The sequence below is a fragment of the Aquincola tertiaricarbonis genome (genome assembly GCF_023573145.1).
Lineage (GTDB): Bacteria > Pseudomonadota > Gammaproteobacteria > Burkholderiales > Burkholderiaceae_C > Aquincola > Aquincola tertiaricarbonis_B.
Window position 1 is genome coordinate 351,462 of sequence record NZ_CP097636.1, and the last position, 22,224, is coordinate 373,685.

Consider the following 22,224-nt stretch of genomic DNA (forward strand, 5'->3'; position numbering starts at 1 on the left):
CCATGAAGAAGACCTTTTCCCGGCTGGGCCGCGCTGGCGCGCTCTCGCTGATCTGCGCCGCTGCACTGCTGGGCGGATGCGCCACCCCGCGCCAGCCCTACGACTACACCGCCTTCAAGCAGGCCAAGCCAGCCTCGCTGCTGGTGCTGCCGCCGCTCAACCAGTCGCCTGAGGTCAAGGGCGGCATCGGTGTGTGGTCGCAGGCCACGCTGCCGCTGGCCGAAGCCGGCTACTACGTGATGCCGGTGTCGCTGGTGGAAGAAACCTTCCGCGAGAACGGCCTGACCACGGCGGCTGACATCCATGCGCTGGACCGCGCCAAGCTGCGCGATGTGTTCGGCGCCGATGCGGCGGTGTACATCACCGTGCAGCAGTACGGCACCAGCTATGCGGTCGTCAGCAGCAACACGGTGGTGGCGGTGGAAGGCCGCATCGTCGACCTGCGCACGGGCGAGTTGTTGTGGCAGGGCAAGGCCATGGCCTCTTCGGCCGAGCAGCAACAGAGCAACCAGGCCGGCCTGATCGGCCTGCTGGTGCAGGCGGTGGTGTCGCAGATCATCGCCAGCAGCACCGACGCCGGCTACCGCTATGCGGGCATCGCTTCGCAGCGCCTGCTGTCGGGCGGCGTTTTCAACGGCGTGCTGTACGGCCCGCGTTCGCCGAACTACGGCAAGCCCTGACGAGGGGCGGCGGGCCGGCGCGGGCAAGGGTTGACCCTGAGCCGCGATACTCGCGCCCTCATGACCCTCGCCGTCTTCTACAAGCTCGTCGCCATCTTCCTCACCGCCGGCCTGGGCTGGGTGGTGGGGCGCATGCGGTGGCTGGGCGATGAGCGCAAGGGGGCGGACCCGGCGCGCACGCTCAGCAACGCGGCCTTCTACATCTTCGTGCCGGCGCTGCTGTTTCGCACCACCTCGAGGCTGGACTTCGCGCACATGCCCTGGGGGTTGATCGGCGCCTTCTTCGTGCCGGTGGTGGGGCTGGCGGTCATCGTCTACGCCATCGGTCGCCACCGCAATCGCGCCGGCAGCGGTGCCGCGGCGGCGCCGGCGGTGCGGGCGGTGTCGGCCAGCTTCGGCAACACGCTGCAGATCGGCGTGCCGATGGCGGCGGCGCTGTTCGGCGAGGCCGGGTTGGGCCTGCACATCACCATCGTCAGCCTGCATTCGCTGACGCTGCTGACCGTGCTCACCACCCTGGCCGAGCTGGACCTGGCGCGTGCCCGCGCCCGCCACGAAGAAGCCGGCGGCGGCACCCTGCTGGCCACGCTGAAGGTGACGGTGCGCAACACCATCATCCATCCGGTGGTGCTGCCGGTGCTGGCCGGCATGGCCTGGAACCTGACCGGCCTGGGCCTGCCCACCGTGGTGGACGAGGTGCTGGTGCAGCTGGGCTCGGCCGTGGTGCCGCTGTGCCTGACGCTGATCGGCATGTCGCTGGCCTACTACGGCCTGCGCGGCAGCCTGCGTGGCGCCATCGCGCTCACGGCCACCAAGCTGCTGGTGCTGCCGGCGGTGGTGCTGGTGGTGGCGCACTGGGGCTTCGGCCTGCAGGGCCTGCCGCTGCAGGTGGCGGTGATGATGGCCGCGCTGCCCGCCGGCAGCAACACGCTGATGTTCTCGCAGCGCTACGAGACGCTGGAGGGCGAGACCACCTCCACCATCGTGCTGTCGACGCTGGCCTTTGCCGCCACCGCGCCGCTGTGGTTGGCCGTGCTGGCCTGGGTGGATTGACCGGCTCGGCGACAATCGGCGCACCATGCCGAACGACACCGCCACCTCCGTTCAAGACATTCCGGCCTACATGGCCCGCGTGGGCAGCGCCGCCCGCGCCGCCGCCACGGTGATGGCCGCTTCGCCCACCCAGGCCCGCAATGCGGCGCTGATCGAGCTGGCCCACCTGCTGCGCGCCAGCGTGGCCGCGCTGGACGTGGACAACGCCCGCGACCTGGACGCCGCCCGCGCCAACGGCCTGGCCGGCCCCATGCTGGACCGGCTGAAGCTGGGCGCCAAGGTCATCGACACCGTGGCCGAGGGCTGCGAGCAACTGGCCGCGATGCCCGACCCGATCGGCGAGATCACCGGCGTCAAGCGCCGGCCGAGCGGCATCTCGGTGGGCCAGATGCGGGTGCCGCTGGGCGTATTCGGCATGATCTACGAGAGCCGGCCCAACGTGACCATCGAGGCCGCGTCGCTGGCCATCAAGAGCGGCAATGCCGCCATCCTGCGCGGCGGCTCCGAAGCCATCCACTCCAACCTGGCGCTGTGGCGCCTGGTGCAGCAGGCCTTGACCACCGCCGGCCTGCCGGCCGAGGCGGTGCAGCTGGTGGAAACTACCGACCGTGCCGCCGTGGGCCGGCTGATCGCCATGCCCGAGCATGTGGACGTGATCATCCCGCGTGGCGGCAAGTCGCTGATCGAGCGCATCAGCGCCGAGGCGCGGGTGCCGGTGATCAAGCACCTGGACGGCAACTGCCACGTGTACGTGGACGCCGACGTGGACCTGGACCTGGCCGTGAAGGTCACCGACAACGCCAAGACCCAGAAGTACAGCCCCTGCAACGCCGCCGAATCGCTGCTGGTGCATGAGCGGCAGGCCGCGGCCTTCCTGGGCCGCATCGGCGCCATCTTCGCGGCCAAGGGCGTGGAATGCCGTGCCGACGAGCGCGCCGCCGCCATCCTGCGCGACGTGCCTGGCCTGGCGGTGCAGCCGGCCACCGAGGCCGACTGGGCCGAGGAATACCTGGCGCCGGTGATCAGCGTGAAGATCGTCGACTCGGTCGACGAAGCCATTGCGCACATCAACCGCTACGGCTCGCACCACACCGACGCCATACTCACCACGAACCACCCCAACGCCATGCGCTTTCTGCGCGAGGTGGATTCGGCCAGCGTGATGGTCAATGCCAGCACGCGCTTTGCCGACGGCTTCGAGTACGGGCTGGGCGCGGAAATCGGCATCAGCACCGACAAGTTCCACGCCCGCGGCCCGGTGGGCCTGGAAGGCCTCACCTCGATGAAGTGGGTGGTGCTGGGCAACGGCGAAGTGCGCACCTGAGCGTGCGCCGCAGGGGCCGTTGAAGGCCCCTGCCGTCGAGCCTCAGGGCAGCACCACCGTCGCCGCCGCCTGCTGCTTGCGCAGCGCGGCATCGCGCGGCAGCAGCAGCCGCTGCGCCACCAGCTGGTCGGCCGCCGCCGTCACCGCCGCCACGTAGCCGGCCTGGGTGCCGTACAGCGCTTCCAGCGAAGGCCGGGTGTCGCCCGCCGCCAGCCGCGCCGCTTCCGTCTTGTGGAAGGGGATGAAGCTGCCGGTGAGGTTGGACAGGTCGACGATGCCGGGCGTGGCCACGTAGTTGAACTCGATGCTGGTGCCCAGCGGCGCCTGCGCCTCCACGCTGCGGATGCCGGCCCGGGTGAGGCCGGTGCTGGCGTCCACCTGCGGCACCAGGATCGCATAGTCGCGGCCGGTGTAGTAGGGCGGCAGCAGCGTGGCGATGCCCGATTCGTCCTGCGGGATGTACTGCGGCCCGAAGTCGAACAGCGGAAAGCCGTTGTAGCGCGCCAGGTAGTTGAAGTCCGGGATCGCGGTGGCGGTGCCGCCCACCGGCCAGGTCAGCCCCTTCATCGCCGGGAACACCAGCTGGTCGGGTCGCACCAGGGTGCCGTCGGCCAGCTTGGGCACCTGGCTGGCCGGCGGCTCGGTGCCGCGCACCACCCAGTCTTCCAGCGCGATGAAGAGCGCGCGGAAGGTGTCGTTGAAGTGCACCACGGTGCCGGCCGGGTACACGTTGCGGCTGGGTGCATAACCGATGCTGGCGGTGCCGCCCGCGCCACCGTGCTGGGTGCTGGCGTAGTAGTAGACGCGGGCGTTGTCGGGCTGCGTGAGGTCGCGGAAGCCGTAGGCATCGGTCAGCACCGGCGAGCCCTGCAGCTGCCAGAACTCGGTGCCCGACAGGCCCAGGAAGAACTTCGGGCAGGTGGCCGTGGCGGCGCAGCGCTTCATCACGCCGCCCTGGCGGCCACTGACATCGTCCACGTAATCGGCGGCCAGGCCGCGCGGGGCCGTCTGGCCGAAGGCCGTGTGGTCGGTGCGCAGGCCGCCTCCGCCACCCGGCACCGCAAAGCGGGTGTTGATGTTGGTCTGCCGCGCGGCCACGTGGGCGTACATGCCGTCGAACACCTTGCCGCCGTCCAGCGCCTGGTTGAAGCCCAGGTGCAGGAAGGTCTTCATCGCGTTGCCCGACTGCGAGGTGCCCTGCGCGATGGCGTGGGTGATGCGGCCGGCCAGCGGGTTGGCGGTGCCGGCTGAATCGGCCGCCTTGCTGCGGAAGAAGCTCACCGCGTCGCGCAGCGCGGCCAGGCCCACGCCCATCACCTTCGGGTCCTTGGCCACGTACACCAGCTCGTACAGGTACTGCGGGTCGAACCCGCCCTTCAGGCACACGCTGGTGGGGCTGGCGGTGCCCGGAAAGGGATTGGCCGCCGCGTCGCAGGTGGCGAACTTCCAGTCGGCGGGCGGTATGGCCACGCGCGGGTCGGTTTCGTTGCGGCGGCGGGTCAGGCTGTAGCCGGGCTGGGTGTTGTCCAGGCTGGCCGGCTCGTACGGGATCATGCTGCCGTTGAACACGCCACCGGGCAGGCTCATCGCGGGCGTGGCGGCGGTGGGCACCAGCTCGGCCCGGTAGGGGCCGGTGATGCTGCTGCCGTCGGCATTGCGGGCCACCGGCACCGTGGCCGTCAGCCGCGCGGGGTTGCTCTTGGGCACGTCGCCCTGCCAGGCCGCGTACAGCATCACGTAGCCGCGCTCCAGGTACACCGCATCGCTGGGCGTGGCGGTGGGGTTGAGCATGGTCAGGATGTTGCCGCGGTTGGGCGCGTCGTAGCGCAGCACGCCGCTGGCCTTGCTCATGTCCTTGGGCTTGAGCATCACGAACTCGGTGCTGTAGCTCACCAGGCCGTTGGCGTTGCGCGGCGCCAGCTGCAGGTCCTGGATCACCGCGTTCTTCGGATCGGCCGGGTCCACCTCGCCTTCGATCACGCCGGTGAGCTTTTCATACGCGCCCACGCTGCCGTAGGTGCCGGCAAAGTCTTCGGTGGCGCTGATGGTCAGGCGCAGCTGCGGCGTCTTGCTCGGGCTGTCGTTTCCGCCGTCACCGCCGCAGGCGGCCAGCAGGGTGGCGGCGGCCAGGGTCGCCAGGGGCAGATGAAGTTGTCTGTACATGTCTTGTCTCCTCGTCTTGGTCAGCGGCAGCTGAAGTTGGCGGCCTCGTCGGTGCTGCCGCTGCCCCCGTACACGGCCTTGGTGGGCCAGGCACACACCGGGCGGGTGCGCACCACCGCGCCGTTGGCCACACGCGAAGCCACGATGCGTTGCGGCGCGGTGCCTTGCTCCACCCAGCGGTCGAGCGCGGACAGCAGGTCGTGGTCGGCATCCACCACCGGCGGCGTGCCGGCATTGCCGAAGCTGGTGGCGCCCGGCCCGCCCGAGCAGTGGCCCATGCCGGGCACCACGAAGAGCTTGAAGAAGCGATCCACCTCGGCCTGCGAACCCTGGGCGGCCTTCACCTTCTCGTAGTAGGCGATGGTGTCGGTGGCCACCACCACCGGGTCGATCCAGCCCTGGTAGGTGATGAGCTTGGCGCCGGCAGCCTTGAAGGCCGAGAGGTCGGTGCTGGTCTGGTCGACCCGGCTGCCCACCTTGGCCAGCGCGAAGCTGAAGTCGCGGTCGAAGTCGAAGCCCCACCAGTTCCATTGCGGGTTTTCAAAGGCCCACAGGCGCCAGTAGTCGGTGCGCACAGGCTCGGTGCCGCCCCAGTAGCCGGGCCAGCCCGATTCGCTGCCCACCACCTGGCCGGGGTAGATCTGCGCGCCGGTGCGCGGGTTGACCGGGCCTGCGTAGATCTTGCGCGCCGCAGCCACCTGGCCCGCCGTCAGGCAGGTGGCGGCATCGGCGCCGCTGCACTGCAGCGAGCCGACGTCGAAGCGCGCGTTGGTGCATTGCCGCGGGTCTTCGATCACGCCGTCGGCCACGCCGTCGATGGTGTCGCAGGCGGCCACCGCGGCGTTGGTGATGAGCGCGGCCTTGGCCGGCGTCAGCAGCAGCGCGGGATCGGCCTGGCTGGTGCGGTTGGACAGGTAGCGCCAGAGGAACTCGGCATTCAGTGCGGTGCGGTTGTTGCCCGGCGCGCCGGCGATCACGCCGTCGAAGTCGGTCGGGTAGCGCTGCACCTGCGCATAGGCCTGGTGGCCGCCGGTGGAGCAGCCGTAGTAGTAGGCCCGCTTGGCCGGCTGGCCCTGCAGCGTGGCCACCAGCTGCTTGGCCGGCACGGTGATGGCGTGGATCGAGCGGCTGCCCCAGTCGGTGATCTTCTCGGGGTGGCCCAGGCCCCAGTCCATCGCGTTGGGGTCACCCTGGTGGCCGGTGTCGCCACCGATGGCGGCATAACCCTGCGCCAGCGCATAGGCCATGTCGCGGTAGCTCAGCGCCGGGCTGTAGCCGCCGTTGCCGGTGGTCACCAGCTTGCCGTTCCAGGCGCTGCCCTGCGGCACCCAGGCCTCGAAGTTGATCAGCGAATCGCTGCTGGGCGTCGCCTGCCCCTTGACCAGGCAGAAGGCCGGCAACCCGGTCAAGGCACTGCTGGTGCCGGGCGGTGTGTAGCTGCCAGCGGCCACCGGCGTGGCCGAGCTGATGGTGGCGTTGTCCAGCTTCAGCGCCGCGAAGCTGGCGGCTTCGCAGGCCAGGGCGACCGGCGTGGGCGTGTCATCGCCGTCGCTGCCGCCGCAGGCGGTGCAGGCTGCGGCGGCCAGCAGCGCCAGCCAGCGGGCGGGGTGGGGCTGCGCACGCGGCCCGGGCGGGGGAACGGGGAACTTGGCCAATGTCGTCTCCTGGCAGTTGTGGTTTCGGGCGGCAAGGCTGCGCCCATCCGCCGTCTGCGCGGCGGTTGCGGTCGTTGTCTAGACAGGTGGTCCGGGGTGCTCAGGCGCTTCCCGGCGCCGGGCTCATTCGGCTTCGATGCCGGCGGCCTTGATCACCTTGCCCCACTTCTGGGTCTCGGCCGCCTGGAATCTGGCCAGCTCGTCGGGCGTGGTGGTCCAGGGCTCGGAGCCGGCGGTGTCGAAGAAGGTCTTGGCCGCGGCGCTCTTCACCGCGGTGTGCAACAGCTCGTTCAGCCGCGCCACCACCGGGGCCGGCGTGTTGGCGGGCACGTAGGCGGCGAACCAGTAGCCCATGTCGTAGCCCTTGACGCCGGCCTCGTCCAGCGTGGGCACGTCGGGCAGCTGGGCGCTGCGCTTTTGCGTGCTGTAGCCCAGCGCCCGCAGCTTGCCGGCCTTGACCTGCGGCACGCCGGTGGAGGTGTCGGTGATCATCAGGTCGATCTGGCCGCCCAGCAGGTCGGTGATGCCCAGCGGGTTGCTCTTGTAGGGCACGTGCAGGATGTCCACGCCGGCCAGCTGCTTGAGCATCTCGCCGGCCATGCGGCTGGAGGAGCTGCCGCTGCCGAAGGTGAGCTTGCCGGGGTTCTTCTTCGCGGCGTTGAGCACGTCGGCCACGCTCTTGTAGGGCGAAGCGGCATTGACCACCATCACCTGCCCGCCCTTGCCCAGGCCGGTGACGGGCGCAAAGTCCTTCACCGGGTCGTAGGGCATCTTCTTGTACAGGTGCTCGTTGGCCGCGTGCGTGGTGTTGGTGGTGATGAGCACGGTGTAGCCATCGGCAGCGCTGCGCGCCGCCGACTGGGCCGCCGGCATGCCGCTGGCGCCGGCCTTGTTCTCCACCACCACCGGCTGCCTGGTCTGCTCGGTGATCGACTGGCCCAGCGCACGCGCCAGCTGGTCGGTGGCACTGCCGGCGGCAAAGGGCACGATGAAGGTCAGGGGCTTCTCAGGGTACTTGCCCTGGGCCATCGCGGCCGGGGCCAGCGCGGCGGCCAGCAGCAGGGCCAGGGCTTGCCGGCGGGGGAAGGGGTACTGCATCTTGTTGTCTCCGGTTGTTGTGGATGGTGGGGATGGGCGTCAGGCTGGCCCGCACAGCAGCGGCGCCAGGTCGGCGGGCAGGTGCAGCGGCAGGTCCAGCAGCAGGAAGGACAGCGCCTTGCCATGGCTGTCGAGGTTGAGCGCGTCGTTCACGCCGCCGTCCAGCACGTCGTCGAGCACGAAGTTCATCGCGTGCAGCGTGGGCAGCAGGTGGCGTTGCACCCGGCTGGGCCGGCGGTGCGCAAAGCGCTGCGCCACCACCGCCTCGGTGATCTGTTCGACGATGGGCGCATACAGCGCCGGCTGCCAGGCGATGACGCTGATGTTGGAGCGGTTGCCCTTGTCGCCGGTGCGGCCATGAGCGGCGCGCCACAGGGGCACGGTGATCAGCTGCCGGGTCACGGGTGCACCTCCGCATCCAGCATCTCGAAGCGCGGCTGCACCAGCGCACGCGGCATCAGGCACGAGACGGTGCCCAGCGTGGGCCGCAGCGTGGTGCGCACGCCGCCACCGCCGGCAGGGCCGCAGGTGTACAGCGCCAGCACCTCGCGCGCCAGGCGCTCGGCGCCGGCCTTGTCGGCATGGCGCAGCGCCACGCGCAACCGCACGTCGGTGGCGCCGCCGTCGGGCGTGTCGGCCAGCCAGTGGCCGGCATCGTCGGCAAACACGCTGGCCACGCCGATCAGGTCGGCACGCAGCGGGCCCAGGCCCGCCAGCCGCTCGCGCAGCACCTGGGCGGCCAGCCGGGCACGGCCCTCGGCGCGCGGGCCGGCGTAGGAGATCTCGCCTTCGGCCAGCCAGCCCGACTCGAAGCAGACGTTGACCTTGAGCGTGTCGGTGCGTGCATGGCCACGCACGCCTTCCAGCCGCACGCGGTCGGGGCCTACCGGCAGCACCTGGGCCTGGCTGAGGTCGGCCACCACGTCGGGCGTCAGGTAGGCGGCGGGGTCGTGCACCTCGTACAGCAACTGCTCCTTCACCGTGTGCTCGGTCACCAGGCCGCCGGTGCCGGCCGGCTTGCCCAGCGTGCAGTGGCCGTCGGCGTCGATCTCGGCGATGGGGTAGCCCAGCGTGGCCAGGCCGGGCACGTCCTTCACGCCGGGGTCGGCGAAGTAGCCGCCGGTGACCTGGGCGCCGCATTCCAGCAGGTGGCCGGCCATGGTGGCGCGGGCCAGGCGGTCCCAGTCGTCGCCGGCCCAGCCGAAGTGCGCCAGCGCCGGCCCCACCACCAGCGAAGGGTCGGCCACGCGGCCGCACACCACGATTTGCGCGCCGGCCTTCAGCGCAGCGGCGATGGCCTCCGCGCCCAGGTAGGCATTGGCGCTGACCAGCGGCTTGTCGGCCAGCTGCCGGCGGTCGGCTTCGCCCAGGCAGCCCAGCAGCGCGTCGCGGTGCTCGGGGCTTGACACGTCGTCGCCGCTGACCACGGCGATGCGTGGCGCCGGCAGGCCCAGTTCGGCCGCCAGCGCCCGGATGCGCCGTGCCGCGCCGGCCGGGTTGGCCGCGCCGAAGTTGCTGACGATGCGGATGCCATGGTGCAGGCAATCGGCCAGCACCGGCCGCAGCAGGTCGTCCAGCAGCGGCTCGTAGCCGGCCTCGGGGTTCTGGCGGCGGGCCAGCTGGGCCAGCGCCAGCGTGCGTTCGGCCAGCGTCTCGAAGATCAGTACCGCCGGGCCGCCGGCGTCGATCAGCGCCCGCACCAGCGGTGCGGCGGCATCGGTGCGGTCGCCGGAAAAACCGGCCGCGCCGCCGATGCGCAGGGGTTGCGCAAGCATGGGTCTCCTCGGGTTTGCGGCCACTGTAGGCCGCGCTGATTGATCAGAGAATTCGAGAATTCGGATGGCTTGATCGGCAATGCAGATGAATGTGTCCACCCGCCAGCTGCGGGCCTTCCTGGCGCTGGCCGAGCAGCGCAACTTCACCCGCGCGGCGGCGCTGTGCCACCTGTCGCAGCCCGCCTTCAGCGCCTTGATACGCCAGCTGGAGGAGTCGCTGGGCCTGCGCCTGTTCGACCGCAGCACCCGCTCGGTGGCGCTGACGGCCGAAGGCAGCGAGTTCGCTGCTTCGGCGCAGCGGGTGCTGGAGGAGTTCGAGCGCGCCGTGGCCGGCATGCACGACCATGCGGAACGGCGGCGCGGGCGGGTGTCGGTGGCGCTGCTGCCCTCCCTGGCCGCAGGCTGGCTGCCGCAGGTGCTGACCGGCTTCCAGGCGCTGCATCCGGGCATCGAGCTGCGCGTGGCCGACGTGCTGTCCGAGCCCTGCATCGAGCGGGTGCGCCATGGCGAGGCCGACTTCGCCCTGGCCGCCACCCGGGCCGAGACGCCCGAGCTGCAGGCCGAGCCCTTCTGCAGCGACGACTTCTACCTGGTGTGCCCCGCCGACCACCCGCTGTCCAGGCTGCGCGAAGTGCGCCCGCGCGACGTGGCGGCCTGGCCCTTCATCCACCTGTCGCGCACGTCCAGCGTGCGGCAGTACCTGGACGCGGCCACGCAGCCGCAGGCCATGCAGTCGGTGATGGAGGTGGACCAGCTGGCCACGGTGATGGGCATGGTGCGCGCCGGCATCGGCATCAGCGTGGTGCCCTGGCTCACGCTGTTCCACTTCCAGGCGCCGGGCGTGCTCACGCGCCGGCTGGCGTGGCCGGGGCTGCAGCGGCACATCTACCTGGTGCGGCCGCGTGACCGCAGCCTGTCGGTGGCCGCGCAGGCGTTTTATGAGTGGGTGATGGCCCGCCGGCCCGAAGGCACCCAGGCGGGCGTGGTGCGGCGGCGCGCGGCGGCGCCGCGGGCCGTCAGCGTGCGGCGTCCGGCAGCTCGATCTTGACTTCGAGCACTTCCAGGTCGTCCTGCTTTTCCAGGTGCACCTTGATGTCGTCGGGCGAGATGGAGACGTACTTGGAGATCACCGCCACCAGCTCGCGCTGCAGCGCGGGCAGGTAGTCGGCCCGTGGCGCGCCGCTGCCGCTGCGCTCGTGTGCCAGGATGATCTGCAGCCGCTCCTTGGCAACGCTGGCGGTCTTCTTCTTTTCCCCGAGCAGGAAGGAGAGGAAGGACATCGCTTACCTCCCGCCGAACAGCCGCTTGAAGAAGCCGGGCTTCTCGGCATCGATGAAGCGCATCGGCCGCTCTTCCCCCAGGAAGCGGGCCACCACGTCCTGGTAGGCCTCGGACACGTCGCTGCCCTTGAGGTGGATGGCCGGCACGCCCTGGTTGGACGCGTCCAGCACCGACTCCGACTCGGGGATCACGCCGATCAGCTTGATGCGCAGGATCTCCTGGATGTCGTTCAGCGACAGCATCTGCCCGCCTTCCACCCGCGAGGGGTTGTAGCGGGTGATCAGCAGGTGCTCCTTCACCGGCTCCAGGCCGTCGATGGCGCGCTTGGTCTTGCTGCTCAGCATGCCCAGGATGCGGTCGGAGTCGCGCACCGAGGACACCTCGGGGTTGGTCACCACCACGGCCTCGTCGGCGTAGTGCATGGCCATCATGGCGCCCGTCTCGATGCCAGCCGGCGAGTCGCAGACGATGTACTCGAAGCCCATCTCGGCGAGCTCCTTGAGCACCTTTTCCACGCCTTCCTGCGTCAGCGCTTCCTTGTCACGCGTCTGCGAGGCGGCCAGCACGAACAGGTTGTCGCACTGCTTGTCCTTGATCAGCGCCTGGTTCAGGTTGGCTTCGCCCTGGATCACGTTGATCAGGTCGTAGACCACGCGGCGCTCGCAGCCCATGATCAGGTCGAGGTTGCGCAGGCCGACGTCGAAGTCGATGACGGCGGTCTTGTGGCCCGCCAGGGCCAGGCCGGACGAGAAGCTGGCGCTGGTGGTCGTCTTTCCCACGCCTCCCTTGCCGGAGGTGACGACGATGATTCTGGCCATCGGTGGCTGGTCCTTTCTTGTGCAGACTTGGCTTGCGTACGGTGTGTCAGCGGCGACGGCGCATCAGGCGCCCAGGCGCTCGATGACGAGCTTTTCGCCTTCGAGCCGCACTTGCGCCGGCTGGCCGACGATGTCCGCTGGCAGCGGTACATCGGTGGTGCGGTAGATGCCTGCCACGGAGACGAGTTGCGCCTCCATGCAGGTGGTGAAGATGCGGGCTTCGGTGTTGCCGCGCGCGCCGGCCAGGGCGCGGCCGCGCAGCGGTGCATAGACGTGGATGTGGCCGTCGGCGATGACCTCGGCGCCGAAGTTCACGGCCGCCAGCACGATCAGGTCGCAGCCGCGGGCATACACCTGCTGGCCCGAGCGCAGCGGCTTGTCGACCACCATGGTGGCCGGCGCCTCGCCGGGCACGCGCACCTCGCGCACCACTTCCACCTCGTGGATCACCTCGCGGATGACCTCGCGCACCTCGGGTTCGGGCGCCGGTGCGGCGGCCACGGGCTCAGGTGCCGGAGCGGGCGCAGGGGCGGCGCGGGGCGCGCGGGCGGGCGGGGTGAAGTCGGGCGCCTCCACCAGGCCGGCGGCCAGCGCGGCGGCCATCTGCTCCGGCGAGCCGCCCTTGGCGGCCACCGGCATCATGCGGTGCTGGCGCAGCAGCGCCACCAGCAGCGCGAAGTCGATGGGCTCGTGTTCGTCCCGCACGGCGGTGAGGTCCACCGCCACCGGGTCGTTGTCGAACAGGCCGGGGTTGTCGGCGGTGCGGGCGTCCAGTTCGCGGGCCAGCACCGACAGGTCGGCCGTCTTCAGCACGACGGCCACCAGCGTCAGTGCGGCGCTGCGCAGGTCGAAAATGTCGGGGGAGTTCGGCGGGGCAGCGACGGCCATGTCTCGGGGCTTCGGAAAGAGGCCGAGTTTACCGGCGCAGCCGCGCCGCGCCCGCGCACCGAGTGTGTTCAGACGTAGGGGCGGCCCAGAGCCGCCGCTATGCTTTGCGCCATGCGATCTCCTTCCAGCGCCCTCGTGCTCTTTTCCGGCGGCCAGGACTCCACCGCCTGCCTGGCCTGGGCCCTGGCCCGTTATGCCCGTGTCGAGACGCTCGGCTTTGACTACGGCCAGCGCCATGTGGTGGAGCTGCAATGCCGCCAGCAGGTGCTGGCCGAGCTGCGCGCGCAGTTCCCGGCCTGGGGTGAACGCCTGGGCGAGGACCACCTGCTCGACCTGCGGCTGCTGGGCCAGATCTCCGACACCGCGCTGACCGACGGCCGCGCGATCGAGATGGCCGCCAGCGGCCTGCCCAACACCTTCGTGCCGGGGCGCAACCTGCTGTTCCTCACCTTCGCGGCGGCGCTGGCCTACCGGCGTGGCGCCAGCGTGCTGGTGGGCGGCATGTGCGAAACCGACTACTCCGGCTACCCCGACTGCCGCGACAACACGCTCAAGGCGCTGCAGGTGGCGCTGTCGCTGGGCATGGACGCGCCGATGACGGTGGAAACGCCGCTGATGTTCCTGACCAAGGCGCAGACCTGGGCGATGACGCAGGCGCTGGGCGGCGAGGCGCTGAATGCGCTGATCGTCGAGCACACCCACACCTGCTACCTGGGCGACCGCACGCAACGCCATGCCTGGGGCTATGGCTGCGGCCACTGCCCGGCCTGCGAGCTGCGCGCCCGCGGCCATGCCGAACACCTGGCGGAGGCTGCCGCTTGACCACCCGCGAGCTGACGCTGCTGGCCATCGGCGCCATCCTCATCTTCTGGATGGTGGGCGCCTACAACCGCATCGTCGCGCTGCGCAACAAGGTGGTGCAGGCCTGGGCCCAGGTGGACGAGCCGCTGCGCCGCCGCAAGGACCTGCTGGCCGCGCTGATGCCGGTGCTGGCCGAGGCCTGGCCGGCCGAGCAGGGCGCGGTGGAGGCGGTGACCGCCGCGCAGCTGCAGGTGACGCTGGCCGCCGATGCGATGCGGGCCAAACCGGTGCTGGCCACCGCGGCCGAGCGCCTGGTGCAGGCCGACCGCCACCTGGCCGCGGCGCTGGTGCGGGTGCGCGCGCTGGCCGACCAGGACACCGAGCTGAAGGCCAGAGACGACGTGCGCGGCTGGCTGGCCGAACTGCGCGAGGTGGAGCAGCGCCTGGCCTTCGGCCGCCAGCTGTTCAACGACGCGGTGCAGGCCTGCAACGAGGCCGCCCACCAGTGGCCCACGCGGCTGCTGGTCAAGCTCTACGGCTTCGAGGACACCGGGCCGCTTTGAGGGCCCGGCTGGTGGAAACCCGCCCGCCGGGCCGCCCCAAGGGCGGGTGCTCCCCCTCGGGGGGGCGCGAGCGCAGCGAGCTTGGGGGCCGACGTCAGCCGCGTTCGCCCATGATGGACGCGGTGGCCACCAGTTCCTCGAACAGCGCCATCGACGCCTGACCCGACACCGCGTACGGGTCCAGCGTGGCCGTCTCCGAGTACTTCAGCAGGATGGCCGGGTTCAGCCGCTGCAGGTTCACCTGGCCCATGGACCAGCCCGCGAAGCGGCGTTCGCGGATCTCGGCATAGTCCAGCAGCACCACGTCGGTGTGCCGCGGGTCGGACACGATCTTGTTGTAGAGCTGGTTCACCGCCATGCGGCCACCTTCCAGCACCTGCATGAAGATGCCGGAGGAAAAGCACAGCACCCCCGTGACGCCCTGGCGCGGATTGGCCGACTTGCATTGCCGCAGCAGCGACTGCAGCTCTTCCTGGTCGATCGAGGCGCTTGCGCGGCTCGCGTACATCAGTCGTACCAGCATGGTGTTCTCCGGGGCCGGGCTCAGTTGGCGTTCTTCTTCGACAGCAGCGACAGGAATTCGCGTCGCAGCGTCGAGTCCTTGAGGAAGGCACCGCGCATCACCGAGTTGGTCATCATGGACTCGTCGTCCTTGACGCCGCGCCAGTGCATGCAGAAGTGGTCGGCCTCCATCACGATGGCCAGGCCATCGGGCTTCACACGATCCTGCAGCTCGTCGGCCAGCATGGTCACCGCCTCTTCCTGGATCTGCGGCCGGCTCATGATCCAGTCGCAGATGCGGGCGTACTTGCTCAGGCCGATCAGGTTGGAGTGCTCGTTGGGCAGGATGCCGATCCACACCTTGCCCAGGATGGGGCACAGGTGGTGCGAGCAGGCGCTGCGCACCTTCACCGGGCCCACGATCATCAGCTCGTTCAAGCGCGAGAAGTTGGGGAACTCGGTCACCGCTGGAATCGGCACGTAGCGGCCGCGGAACACCTCGTCGATGAACATCTTGGCCACGCGGCGCGCGGTCTCGTTGGTGTTGTGGTCGCTCTCGGTGTCGATCACCAGCGACGACAGCACTTCCTGCATCTTGGCCGTCACCTCGGCCTTCAGCTCTTCCAGTTCACCCGGGCGCACATGGGCCGAGATGTTGTCGTTGGCGTGGTAGCGGCAGTCCGCGCCGATCAGGCGGTAGCGGATGCGTTCGGAGGCCGGCAGTCGTGCCAGGTCGTCCTCGTTCGGAAGGATCTTGGGGATGCTGCGTGACATGCTCATTCGGTGCTCCGGCCCTGCTCGGGTTCCAGGCATTGTCTGTTACAGCCCCGGTCGCTGGGTAGACTGCCCCGATGACCCCGCATGCCCTGCCGCTTTCCCGACTGCTTGACCACACGGCCGATGCCGTGATGGCCGTGCGCAGCGGCAAGTCCCTGACCGACGTGATCGCCCGCGTGCCGGCCGATGCCCGCGCCGGCACCCAGGCGCTGAGCTTCCATGCGCTGCGCTGGCTGGGCGGTGCGGCCAAGGTGCGCGAGGCGGTCGCGCCCAAGACGCCGCCGCCCAAGGTGGATGCGCTGCTGGTCACCGCGCTGGCGCTGCTGTGGCCCACCGAAGCCCCGCCTTATGGCGACCACACGCTGGTGGACCAGGCCGTGGCCGCTGCCCACAAGCGCACGCCGGCGGCGGCGGGCTTCATCAATGCGGTGCTGCGCCGCTTCCTGCGCGAGCGGGCAGCCCTGGTGGCCGCGGCCACGCACGACCCGGTGGCCGCCTTCAACCATCCGCTGTGGTGGATCGACCGCATCAAGCAGGACTGGCCCACCCAGTGGCAGCCGGTGTTGCAGGCCGCCAACCGCCGCCCGCCGATGACGCTGCGCGTCAACGCCCGCCGCGGCACGGCCCCCGCCTACGCCCAGCGGCTGGCCGCGCAGGGGCGGGCGGCCACCGTCGTCGGCCCGCAGGCGCTGGTGCTGGCCGAGCCCTGTCCGGTGCAGCAGCTGCCCGGTTTCGCGGAAGGCGAAGTCTCGGTGCAGGACGCCGCCGCCCAGCGCGCCGCGCCGCTGCTGGTGCATGGCGAGGGCACGCTGCCGCCGCTGCCCGCCGGCGCCCGCGTGCTGGACGCCTGCGCCGCCCCCGGCGGCAAGACGGCCCACCTGCTGGAGCTGGCCGAGCTGGACCTGCTGGCGCTGGACAGCGACCCGGTGCGCCTGAAGCGCGTGCAGGAGACGCTGAACCGCCTGGGCCTGCAGGCGCAGGTGGCGGCGGCCGACGCCCGCGACCCGCGCGCCTGGTGGGACGGCCGGCCCTTCGACGCCATCCTGCTCGACGCACCCTGCAGCGCCTCGGGCATCGTGCGTCGCCACCCCGACATCCGCTGGCTGCGCCGGGCCGAGGACATCATCGCGCTGGCCCAGGTGCAGGCGCAGATGCTGGACGCGCTGTGGCCGCTGCTGGCACCCGGTGGCCGGCTGCTGTTCGCCACCTGCTCGGTGTTCCGCGCCGAAGGCAGCCAGCAGACCGATGCGTTTTTGCAACGCCACGACGGCGGCGCGGCACGGCTGGACGCGGCGTCACCCGGGCATCTGCTGCCGGTGGCTGACAATCCCGCCGAAGCCCCGGTGTCCGACGGCTTCTATTACGCGCTCCTGCACAAGACCTGATTGACCTGCCCCGCCGTGATCCGCTGCCGGATGGTCCGCTCCCTTTTCGGGCCGCTCGCATGGCGGGCCCTGCTGTTGGCCACGCTGATGGCCTGGCTGTCGGCCGCCTTCCTGCCGGCCGCCGCGCAGGGCGTCGATCGGCTCGAGCTGCAGGTGCGCAAGCCCGACGGCAACCTGGTGCTCGACTACAACGTGCGGCTGCAACTGCCCCGCGCGGTGGACGAGGCGCTGCAGCGCGGCGTGCCCATCTACTTCGAGGCCCAGGCCACCACCTACCGCCCGCGCTGGTACTGGCGCGACGAGCGCGTGGGCCGCGCCCACCGGTCGTGGCGGCTGTCCTTCCAGCCGCTGACGGCCAGCTGGCGCGTCAGCCAGGGCGGTCTGCACCAGTCCTACGGCAGCCAGTCCGATGCGCTGGCCGCCATCTCGCGCGCCACCAACTGGCCCATCGCCGACCTGTCCAAGGTGGAGCCCGACCAGCCGCTGTACGTCGATTTCACATTCCGGCTGGACACCGGCCAGCTGCCGCGGCCGATGCAGATCGGCATCGGCACCTTGGCCGACTGGACGCTGCAGGTGGAACGCACCGTGCAGGTCGAGCCGCAGTGAGCGGACGATGAGCAAGTCGCTCCGCTGGGCCTGGATCGTCTCGCTGGTGGCAGCCATCGGCGTGGCGCTGGTGCTCACCTTCGTGCTGGCGCTGACCACCGACTCGCGCGTCTTCTACGAGCGCAATTTCGTCTGGCTGTTCTGGGTCAACGTCACCGTCGCGGCCCTGCTGGCGCTGGTGGTGCTGCTGGCCGCGGTGCGGCTGGTGGTGCGGCTCAAGCGCGGCAAGTTCGGCAGCAAGCTGCTGTTCAAGCTGGCCGGCATCTTCGCGCTGGTGGGCGTGGTGCCGGGCGTACTCATCTACACCGTGAGCTACCAGTTCGTCACCCGCAGCATCGAGGCCTGGTTCGACGCCCGGGTGGAGGGCGCGCTGGATGCCGGCCTCAACCTGGGCCGCAGCACGCTCGATGCGCTGGTGTTCGACCTGGGCGACCGCACCCGCGCCGCCGCCGACCGCATGGCCGAGACGCGCCTGCAGCCCGACACGCTGCAGCTGGAGCGCCTGCGCGAGCAGCTGGGCGCCGAGCAGGTGGCCGTGCTCAATGCCAGCGGGCAGAGCCTGGTGGCCGCGGGCGGCACCGCCGGCGCCTCCATCGCGCCCGAGCGGCCGTCGGCGCAGCAGATCCGCCAGGCCCGGCTGCTGCGGGCGGCCGCCCAGCTGGAAGGCCTGGACGACGAGCCCGCGCCGGGTGCATCGCCACGCGGGCGGGTGCGGGCGCTGGCGCTCATCCCCAACAACGACATCACGCTGGCCGGCGAAGACCGCTTCCTGCTGGTGGTGCAGCCGGTGCCGGCCGCGCTGGCCACCAATGCGCTGGCGGTGCAGAGCGCCTACCGCGAGTACCAGCAGCGCGCGTTGGCGCGCGACGGCCTGCGCAAGATGTACGTGGGCACGCTGACGCTGGCGCTCATCCTGGCGGTGTTCGGCGCGGTGCTGCTGGCCGGCCTGCTGGGCACCCAGCTGGCGCGGCCGCTGCTGCTGCTGGCCGAAGGCGTGCGCCAGGTGGCCCAGGGCGACCTCACGGCCAAGCCGGTGTCCACCGCCGGCGACGAACTCGGTGGCCTGACGCGCAGCTTTGCCGACATGACCGAGCAGCTGGGCCAGGCGCGCGAGCAGGTGCAGCGGGGCGTCGCCCAGCTGGAAAGCGCCCGCACCCACCTGCAGACCATCCTCGACAGCCTGACCGCCGGCGTGGTGGTGTTCGACCGTGAACGCCGCATCGAGAGCGTGAACCCCGGTGCCACCCGCATCCTCAAGCTGCCGCTGTCGGCCCACGTGGGCCAGCGGCTGGACGAGGTCTCCGGCCTGGAAGCCTTCGCCCAGGGCGTGTGGCAGCGCTTCGAGCTGCACCGCTCCAGCCCCGAAGCCGGCGAGCGCGACCACTGGCAGGACTCCTTCGACCTGCAGCCCACCGGCGCCGACCGCGACACGCTGACCCTGCTGGTGCGTGGCGCGGTGCTGCCCAACGACGCGCGGCTGATGGTGTTCGACGACATCACCGACGTGGTGTCGGCCCAGCGCTCGGCCGCCTGGGCCGAGGTGGCGCGCCGCCTGGCGCACGAGATCAAGAATCCGCTGACGCCCATCCAGCTCTCGGCCGAGCGGCTGCAGCACAAGCTGGAAAGCAAGCTCGAAGGCACCGACCAGGCGATGCTGGTGCGCTCGGTGGGCACCATCGTCGCCCAGGTGCAGGCGATGAAGCAGCTGGTCAACGAATTCCGCGACTATGCGCGCCTGCCCGCCGCCAGCCTGGGGCCGCTGGACCTCAACCAGCTGGTGGGCGAGGTGCTGGCGCTGTATGGCGCGCAGGCCGAGCAGGGCCGTTTGACCGCGCATTGCGCCCCCGCGCTGCCCGCCATCCTGGGCGACACCACGCAGCTGCGCCAGGTGGTTCACAACCTGGTGCAGAACGCGCTGGACGCCGTCGACGAGCGGGCCGACGGCCACGTCGACGTGATCACCGAAGCCGTGCGCAACGACAACGGCGACGTGCGTGCCGTTCGGCTGAAAGTGCTCGACAACGGACCCGGCTTCAACGACAAGGTGCTCAAGCGCGCGTTCGAGCCCTATGTCACCACCAAGAGCAAAGGCACCGGCCTGGGCCTGGCGGTGGTCAAGAAGATCGCCGATGAGCATGGCGCACGCGTGCGCATTGGCAACCGTACGGATGAAGTGGCCGGCTTGAGCGAATCGGCTCAACCGGCAGGCGCGCAAGTTTCGTTATCATTTTCGAACCTCGCCGCCGTACCCGCCGCCGCCGCCGTGGTGGTGGCCGGTTCTCCTCCCCTGGCGCACTGAGGATCATGGCCACAATACTTGTTGTTGACGACGAACTCGGCATCCGTGCCCTGTTGTCCGAGATCCTGACCGACGAAGGTCACACCGTCGAACTGGCAGAGAACGCCGCACAGGCACGCGCGGCCCGCGAACGCCGACGTCCCGATCTGGTGCTGCTGGACATCTGGATGCCCGATGTGGACGGCATCACGCTGCTCAAGGAATGGGGCAGCACCTCGCAGCTGACCATGCCCGTCATCATGATGAGCGGGCACGGCACCATCGACACCGCGGTGGAAGCCACCAAGTACGGCGCGATGGCCTTCCTGGAAAAACCCATCACGCTGCAGAAGCTGCTGCGTGCGGTGGAGGCGGGCCTGGCCAAGCCGGCACCGCGCGGCAACGAGGCGCCGCCGCTGGGTGGCGGCCTGCCGCTGCGTGGCGACGGCGGCCTCACGGTGGAATCGGCGATGACCGGCGGCATGGGCCTGCCGCCACCGCAGCCGCTGCAGCTGGGGCCGCAGAGCGAGCAGTCCTTCGACCTCGACCGGCCGCTGCGCGAGGCACGCGATGCCTTCGAGAAGAGCTACTTCGAGTTCCACCTGGCCAAGGAAAACGGCAGCATGACCCGCGTGGCCGAGAAGACCGGTCTTGAGCGCACGCACCTGTACCGCAAGCTCAAGCAGCTGGGCGTGGACCTCAGCCGCAACAAGCGCAGCGCGCTCTAAAAAACGCGGCGGGGTATTGCACCCCGAAGTTTTGACGCTATACTCGTGGTCTTGGCCAAGTAGCTCAGTTGGTAGAGCAGCGGATTGAAAATCCGCGTGTCGGTGGTTCGATTCCGCCCTTGGCCACCAAAATCGCAAGACCTTGAAAGCTCAGCTCTTCAGGGTTTTTCGTGAGGGCCAGGTTGTCTAGACAAGTGGTGTGCAAGGCTTGCCAAACACGCAACTTCTCGTGCTACAGTCGCGGCCCTGAAATGCCCAGGTGGCGGAATTGGTAGACGCACTAGTTTCAGGTACTAGCGGGTAACTCCGTGGAGGTTCGAGTCCTCTCCTGGGCACCAAAGATCAGCAAGGGCCGATGCGCAAGCATCGGCCCTTTTGCTTTGATCTGGTCGTTTACGGCGTCGCCTTCAGGCGACCACGCGGTGCCAGCACCATCGCCCCCACCGCCAGCACGCCGAGGCCCACCAGCGCGCCGGCTTTCACGTACAGCACGCTCGACACCAGCAGGTAGGCGCAGCAGGCGCAGAAGGCCAGCGGCAGCCAGGGGTACAGCGGCACCTTGAAGGGCCGGTTTGCGTCGGGCCGGGTGCGGCGCAGCACCAGCACCGACAGCGCGCTCAGCGTCAGAAAGCCCCAGTACACCGGCGACAGGTAGTCCACCATCGTCGAGAAGCCGCCGCGCGTGACGGTGCCCAGGCCCACCAGTGCCACCGCCACGATGCCGATGGCCGCCACTGAGGCCGGCGGGATGCCACGCGACAGGTCCCAACGGCCCAGCCGCGCGCCCAGCCAGCCACCCAGCAGCCGCGCCTGCTGCAGGTCGTGCGCCGCGGCCCAGGTGGTGCGGGCACCTGCGATCAGGATGGCGTTCATCACCGTGATTGAGGTCAGCGCCACGGCGCCGACGATGAGCAGCTCACCGGGCGTGCCGAAGGCCATGCGCATCAGCTCGGCGGCCGGTGCTTCGCTGCGGGCCAGGCCTTCCAGGCCCAGGCCGCGCAGGTAGGCGAAGTTCGCCAGCAGGTACAGGCCGGTGACGATGGCCAGCCCCAGCAGCAGCGCATGCACGATGCCGCGCCGACCGTCGCGCATCTCGGACGACAGCGTGGCCGCATCGCTCCAGCCGCCGTAGGCCAGGAACACGAAGACGAAGGCGGTGCCGATGGCCACTGGCTCGCTGCGGTCAGGCGTGGCCAGCGGCGTGGCGGGCGGCACGCCCTGCAGCATCAGCCAGCCGGCCGCGGCGCCCAGCGCCAGCATGCCGGCGATCACCAGCCCCATCAGGCCCACCTGGGTACCCAGGCCCACGTGCACGCCGCGCAAGTTCAGCAGCGTCAGCAGCACGATCACGGTGGCTGCGAACAGCGCGCTGCCGTACGCGCCCAGCTGCGGCCCCAGCCATTGCTCCAGCTTGACCACCTGGTTCAGGTAGTCGCCGAAGACGAAAGCCAGCAGCGCCATCGAGCCGGTGTGGATGACCCCGAAGCGCGACCACGCGAACAGGAAGCCGGTGCGCGCGCCGAAGGCCAGGCGCAGGAAGTGGTAGTCGCCACCCGCATGCGGAAAGGCCGCCGCCAGCTCGGCAAAGCACAGTGCACCGATGAAGGACAGCAGGCCGCCCAGGCCCCAGGCCAGGTACAGCGCATGGTCGCTGGCCAGGCTGGCGGCCACCATGGGGGAGGTCTTGAAGATGCCGGCGCCGACGACCATGCCCACGCACACGGAAACCGCGTGGCGCACGTTCAGGTGTCTTTCGGGCGCCGCATCAGCGGCGAGATCAGGCGTTGTGGTCATGGGGCGGCAGTGTCGCCGCGCTGGCGTTGCTGCCGGCCGCGCTGCGTCTGCAT

At 70.3% G+C, this 22,224-nt stretch carries 21 protein-coding genes and 2 tRNA genes; 12 read left to right on the forward strand and 11 right to left on the reverse strand.

Features of this window, described 5'->3' with window-relative positions; genetic code table 11:
* Positions 1-2: 2 nt before the first annotated feature.
* Genes MW290_RS15805 through MW290_RS15815 form a run of 3 tightly spaced genes read left to right on the forward strand, consistent with a single transcriptional unit; the run spans position 3 to position 3,057 of the window.
* Positions 3-680 (forward strand): DUF799 domain-containing protein, encoded by a 678-nt coding sequence (locus tag MW290_RS15805; protein WP_250200017.1) that lies wholly within the window; start codon positions 3-5, stop codon positions 678-680.
* A 60-nt stretch (positions 681-740) separates the two neighbouring features.
* Entirely contained in the window at positions 741-1,733 is a 993-nt protein-coding gene (locus MW290_RS15810; protein WP_250198681.1) for an AEC family transporter, read from the forward strand.
* 25 nt (positions 1,734-1,758) lie between these two features.
* Positions 1,759-3,057 (forward strand): glutamate-5-semialdehyde dehydrogenase, encoded by a 1,299-nt coding sequence (locus MW290_RS15815; RefSeq protein ID WP_375142910.1) that lies wholly within the window; start codon positions 1,759-1,761, stop codon positions 3,055-3,057.
* Between the two features lie 42 nt (positions 3,058-3,099).
* On the opposite strand, the gene MW290_RS15820 is transcribed toward MW290_RS15815, so the two are convergent.
* The 5 genes from MW290_RS15820 to MW290_RS15840 form a co-directional block, all read right to left on the reverse strand.
* Positions 3,100-5,220, reverse strand: coding sequence for an alpha/beta hydrolase domain-containing protein (locus tag MW290_RS15820; protein WP_250198682.1), 2,121 nt, complete (start codon positions 5,218-5,220; stop codon positions 3,100-3,102).
* Between the two features lie 20 nt (positions 5,221-5,240).
* Positions 5,241-6,875 carry a tannase/feruloyl esterase family alpha/beta hydrolase gene (locus MW290_RS15825; RefSeq protein WP_250198683.1) on the reverse strand — a complete coding sequence of 545 codons (1,635 nt, stop codon included), beginning with the start codon at positions 6,873-6,875 and terminating at the stop codon, positions 5,241-5,243.
* 123 nt (positions 6,876-6,998) lie between these two features.
* On the reverse strand, positions 6,999-7,973 hold the full coding sequence (locus MW290_RS15830; RefSeq protein ID WP_250198684.1) for a Bug family tripartite tricarboxylate transporter substrate binding protein: 975 nt from the start codon (positions 7,971-7,973) through the stop codon (positions 6,999-7,001).
* Between the two features lie 39 nt (positions 7,974-8,012).
* Complete coding sequence (locus tag MW290_RS15835; protein ID WP_250198685.1) at positions 8,013-8,375, reverse strand: AtuA-related protein; 363 nt, start codon at positions 8,373-8,375, stop codon at positions 8,013-8,015.
* Positions 8,372-9,748 carry an acyclic terpene utilization AtuA family protein gene (locus MW290_RS15840; protein WP_250198686.1) on the reverse strand — a complete coding sequence of 459 codons (1,377 nt, stop codon included), beginning with the start codon at positions 9,746-9,748 and terminating at the stop codon, positions 8,372-8,374. Before MW290_RS15840 ends, MW290_RS15835 begins: the two co-directional genes overlap by 4 nt.
* Positions 9,749-9,833: 85 nt before the next feature.
* Here MW290_RS15840 and MW290_RS15845 point away from each other — a divergent pair, with 85 nt between their 5' ends.
* Positions 9,834-10,796 (forward strand): LysR family transcriptional regulator, encoded by a 963-nt coding sequence (locus MW290_RS15845; RefSeq protein ID WP_250198687.1) that lies wholly within the window; start codon positions 9,834-9,836, stop codon positions 10,794-10,796.
* Here the strand turns inward: MW290_RS15845 and minE are convergent.
* From minE to minC, 3 genes are all read right to left on the reverse strand, one after another.
* Positions 10,765-11,028: a cell division topological specificity factor MinE gene (gene minE, locus MW290_RS15850; protein ID WP_250198688.1), complete on the reverse strand. Its 264-nt coding sequence runs from the start codon at positions 11,026-11,028 to the stop codon at positions 10,765-10,767. The two genes, MW290_RS15845 and minE, sit on opposite strands and share 32 nt — an antisense overlap.
* Before the next feature lie 3 nt (positions 11,029-11,031).
* Positions 11,032-11,847 carry a septum site-determining protein MinD gene (gene minD, locus MW290_RS15855; protein WP_250198689.1) on the reverse strand — a complete coding sequence of 272 codons (816 nt, stop codon included), beginning with the start codon at positions 11,845-11,847 and terminating at the stop codon, positions 11,032-11,034.
* Between the two features lie 63 nt (positions 11,848-11,910).
* Positions 11,911-12,735 (reverse strand): septum site-determining protein MinC, encoded by an 825-nt coding sequence (gene minC, locus MW290_RS15860; protein ID WP_250198690.1) that lies wholly within the window; start codon positions 12,733-12,735, stop codon positions 11,911-11,913.
* A 111-nt stretch (positions 12,736-12,846) separates the two neighbouring features.
* Here minC and queC point away from each other — a divergent pair, with 111 nt between their 5' ends.
* Entirely contained in the window at positions 12,847-13,557 is a 711-nt protein-coding gene (queC, locus tag MW290_RS15865; protein ID WP_250198691.1) for a 7-cyano-7-deazaguanine synthase QueC, read from the forward strand.
* On the forward strand, positions 13,554-14,099 hold the full coding sequence (locus MW290_RS15870) for a LemA family protein (RefSeq protein WP_250198692.1): 546 nt from the start codon (positions 13,554-13,556) through the stop codon (positions 14,097-14,099). The genes queC and MW290_RS15870 overlap by 4 nt, the downstream gene beginning before the upstream one ends.
* 94 nt (positions 14,100-14,193) lie before the next feature.
* On the opposite strand, the gene MW290_RS15875 is transcribed toward MW290_RS15870, so the two are convergent.
* Positions 14,194-14,622 carry a BLUF domain-containing protein gene (locus MW290_RS15875; protein ID WP_250198693.1) on the reverse strand — a complete coding sequence of 143 codons (429 nt, stop codon included), beginning with the start codon at positions 14,620-14,622 and terminating at the stop codon, positions 14,194-14,196.
* Positions 14,623-14,642: 20 nt separating this feature from the next.
* Positions 14,643-15,374, reverse strand: a complete 732-nt coding sequence (folE, locus tag MW290_RS15880) for a GTP cyclohydrolase I (protein ID WP_250200019.1) — start codon at positions 15,372-15,374, stop codon at positions 14,643-14,645.
* A gap of 77 nt (positions 15,375-15,451) precedes the next feature.
* Here folE and rsmB point away from each other — a divergent pair, with 77 nt between their 5' ends.
* The 6 genes from rsmB (at position 15,452) to MW290_RS15910 (ending at position 20,715) form a co-directional block, all read left to right on the forward strand.
* The gene (gene rsmB, locus MW290_RS15885; RefSeq protein ID WP_250198694.1) at positions 15,452-16,762 is read left to right on the forward strand and encodes a 16S rRNA (cytosine(967)-C(5))-methyltransferase RsmB; all 1,311 of its coding nucleotides are present in this window, start codon (positions 15,452-15,454) and stop codon (positions 16,760-16,762) included.
* Positions 16,763-16,792: 30 nt separating this feature from the next.
* Positions 16,793-17,371 carry a DUF4390 domain-containing protein gene (locus tag MW290_RS15890; RefSeq protein WP_250198695.1) on the forward strand — a complete coding sequence of 193 codons (579 nt, stop codon included), beginning with the start codon at positions 16,793-16,795 and terminating at the stop codon, positions 17,369-17,371.
* A 7-nt stretch (positions 17,372-17,378) separates the two neighbouring features.
* Positions 17,379-19,670 (forward strand): sensor histidine kinase, encoded by a 2,292-nt coding sequence (locus MW290_RS15895; protein WP_250198696.1) that lies wholly within the window; start codon positions 17,379-17,381, stop codon positions 19,668-19,670.
* Between the two features lie 5 nt (positions 19,671-19,675).
* Positions 19,676-20,377, forward strand: a complete 702-nt coding sequence (locus MW290_RS15900; protein WP_250198697.1) for a response regulator — start codon at positions 19,676-19,678, stop codon at positions 20,375-20,377.
* 53 nt (positions 20,378-20,430) lie between these two features.
* Positions 20,431-20,506 (forward strand) — tRNA-Phe (locus MW290_RS15905).
* A 124-nt stretch (positions 20,507-20,630) separates the two neighbouring features.
* Positions 20,631-20,715 (forward strand) — tRNA-Leu (locus MW290_RS15910).
* 55 nt (positions 20,716-20,770) lie between these two features.
* On the opposite strand, the gene MW290_RS15915 is transcribed toward MW290_RS15910, so the two are convergent.
* On the reverse strand, positions 20,771-22,171 hold the full coding sequence (locus MW290_RS15915) for an APC family permease (protein WP_250198698.1): 1,401 nt from the start codon (positions 22,169-22,171) through the stop codon (positions 20,771-20,773).
* Positions 22,172-22,224 lie beyond the last annotated feature (53 nt).

What these genes read in the sequence shown, in the direction of transcription:
- rsmB (WP_250198694.1), top strand. Translation starts at nt 15,452, where the DNA reads ATGACCCCGCATGCCCTGCCGCTTTCCCGACTGCTTGACCACACGGCC.
- MW290_RS15900 (WP_250198697.1), top strand. Translation starts at nt 19,676, where the DNA reads ATGGCCACAATACTTGTTGTTGACGACGAACTCGGCATCCGTGCCCTG.
- MW290_RS15820 (WP_250198682.1), bottom strand. Translation starts at nt 5,220, where the DNA reads ATGTACAGACAACTTCATCTGCCCCTGGCGACCCTGGCCGCCGCCACC.
- minC (WP_250198690.1), bottom strand. Translation starts at nt 12,735, where the DNA reads ATGGCCGTCGCTGCCCCGCCGAACTCCCCCGACATTTTCGACCTGCGC.
- minE (WP_250198688.1), bottom strand. Translation starts at nt 11,028, where the DNA reads ATGTCCTTCCTCTCCTTCCTGCTCGGGGAAAAGAAGAAGACCGCCAGC.
- MW290_RS15830 (WP_250198684.1), bottom strand. Translation starts at nt 7,973, where the DNA reads ATGCAGTACCCCTTCCCCCGCCGGCAAGCCCTGGCCCTGCTGCTGGCC.
- MW290_RS15810 (WP_250198681.1), top strand. Translation starts at nt 741, where the DNA reads ATGACCCTCGCCGTCTTCTACAAGCTCGTCGCCATCTTCCTCACCGCC.
- MW290_RS15890 (WP_250198695.1), top strand. Translation starts at nt 16,793, where the DNA reads ATGGTCCGCTCCCTTTTCGGGCCGCTCGCATGGCGGGCCCTGCTGTTG.
- MW290_RS15915 (WP_250198698.1), bottom strand. Translation starts at nt 22,171, where the DNA reads ATGACCACAACGCCTGATCTCGCCGCTGATGCGGCGCCCGAAAGACAC.
- MW290_RS15875 (WP_250198693.1), bottom strand. Translation starts at nt 14,622, where the DNA reads ATGCTGGTACGACTGATGTACGCGAGCCGCGCAAGCGCCTCGATCGAC.
- minD (WP_250198689.1), bottom strand. Translation starts at nt 11,847, where the DNA reads ATGGCCAGAATCATCGTCGTCACCTCCGGCAAGGGAGGCGTGGGAAAG.
- queC (WP_250198691.1), top strand. Translation starts at nt 12,847, where the DNA reads ATGCGATCTCCTTCCAGCGCCCTCGTGCTCTTTTCCGGCGGCCAGGAC.
- folE (WP_250200019.1), bottom strand. Translation starts at nt 15,374, where the DNA reads ATGTCACGCAGCATCCCCAAGATCCTTCCGAACGAGGACGACCTGGCA.
- MW290_RS15840 (WP_250198686.1), bottom strand. Translation starts at nt 9,748, where the DNA reads ATGCTTGCGCAACCCCTGCGCATCGGCGGCGCGGCCGGTTTTTCCGGC.
- MW290_RS15815 (WP_375142910.1), top strand. Translation starts at nt 1,759, where the DNA reads ATGCCGAACGACACCGCCACCTCCGTTCAAGACATTCCGGCCTACATG.
- MW290_RS15805 (WP_250200017.1), top strand. Translation starts at nt 3, where the DNA reads ATGAAGAAGACCTTTTCCCGGCTGGGCCGCGCTGGCGCGCTCTCGCTG.
- MW290_RS15895 (WP_250198696.1), top strand. Translation starts at nt 17,379, where the DNA reads ATGAGCAAGTCGCTCCGCTGGGCCTGGATCGTCTCGCTGGTGGCAGCC.
- MW290_RS15845 (WP_250198687.1), top strand. Translation starts at nt 9,834, where the DNA reads ATGAATGTGTCCACCCGCCAGCTGCGGGCCTTCCTGGCGCTGGCCGAG.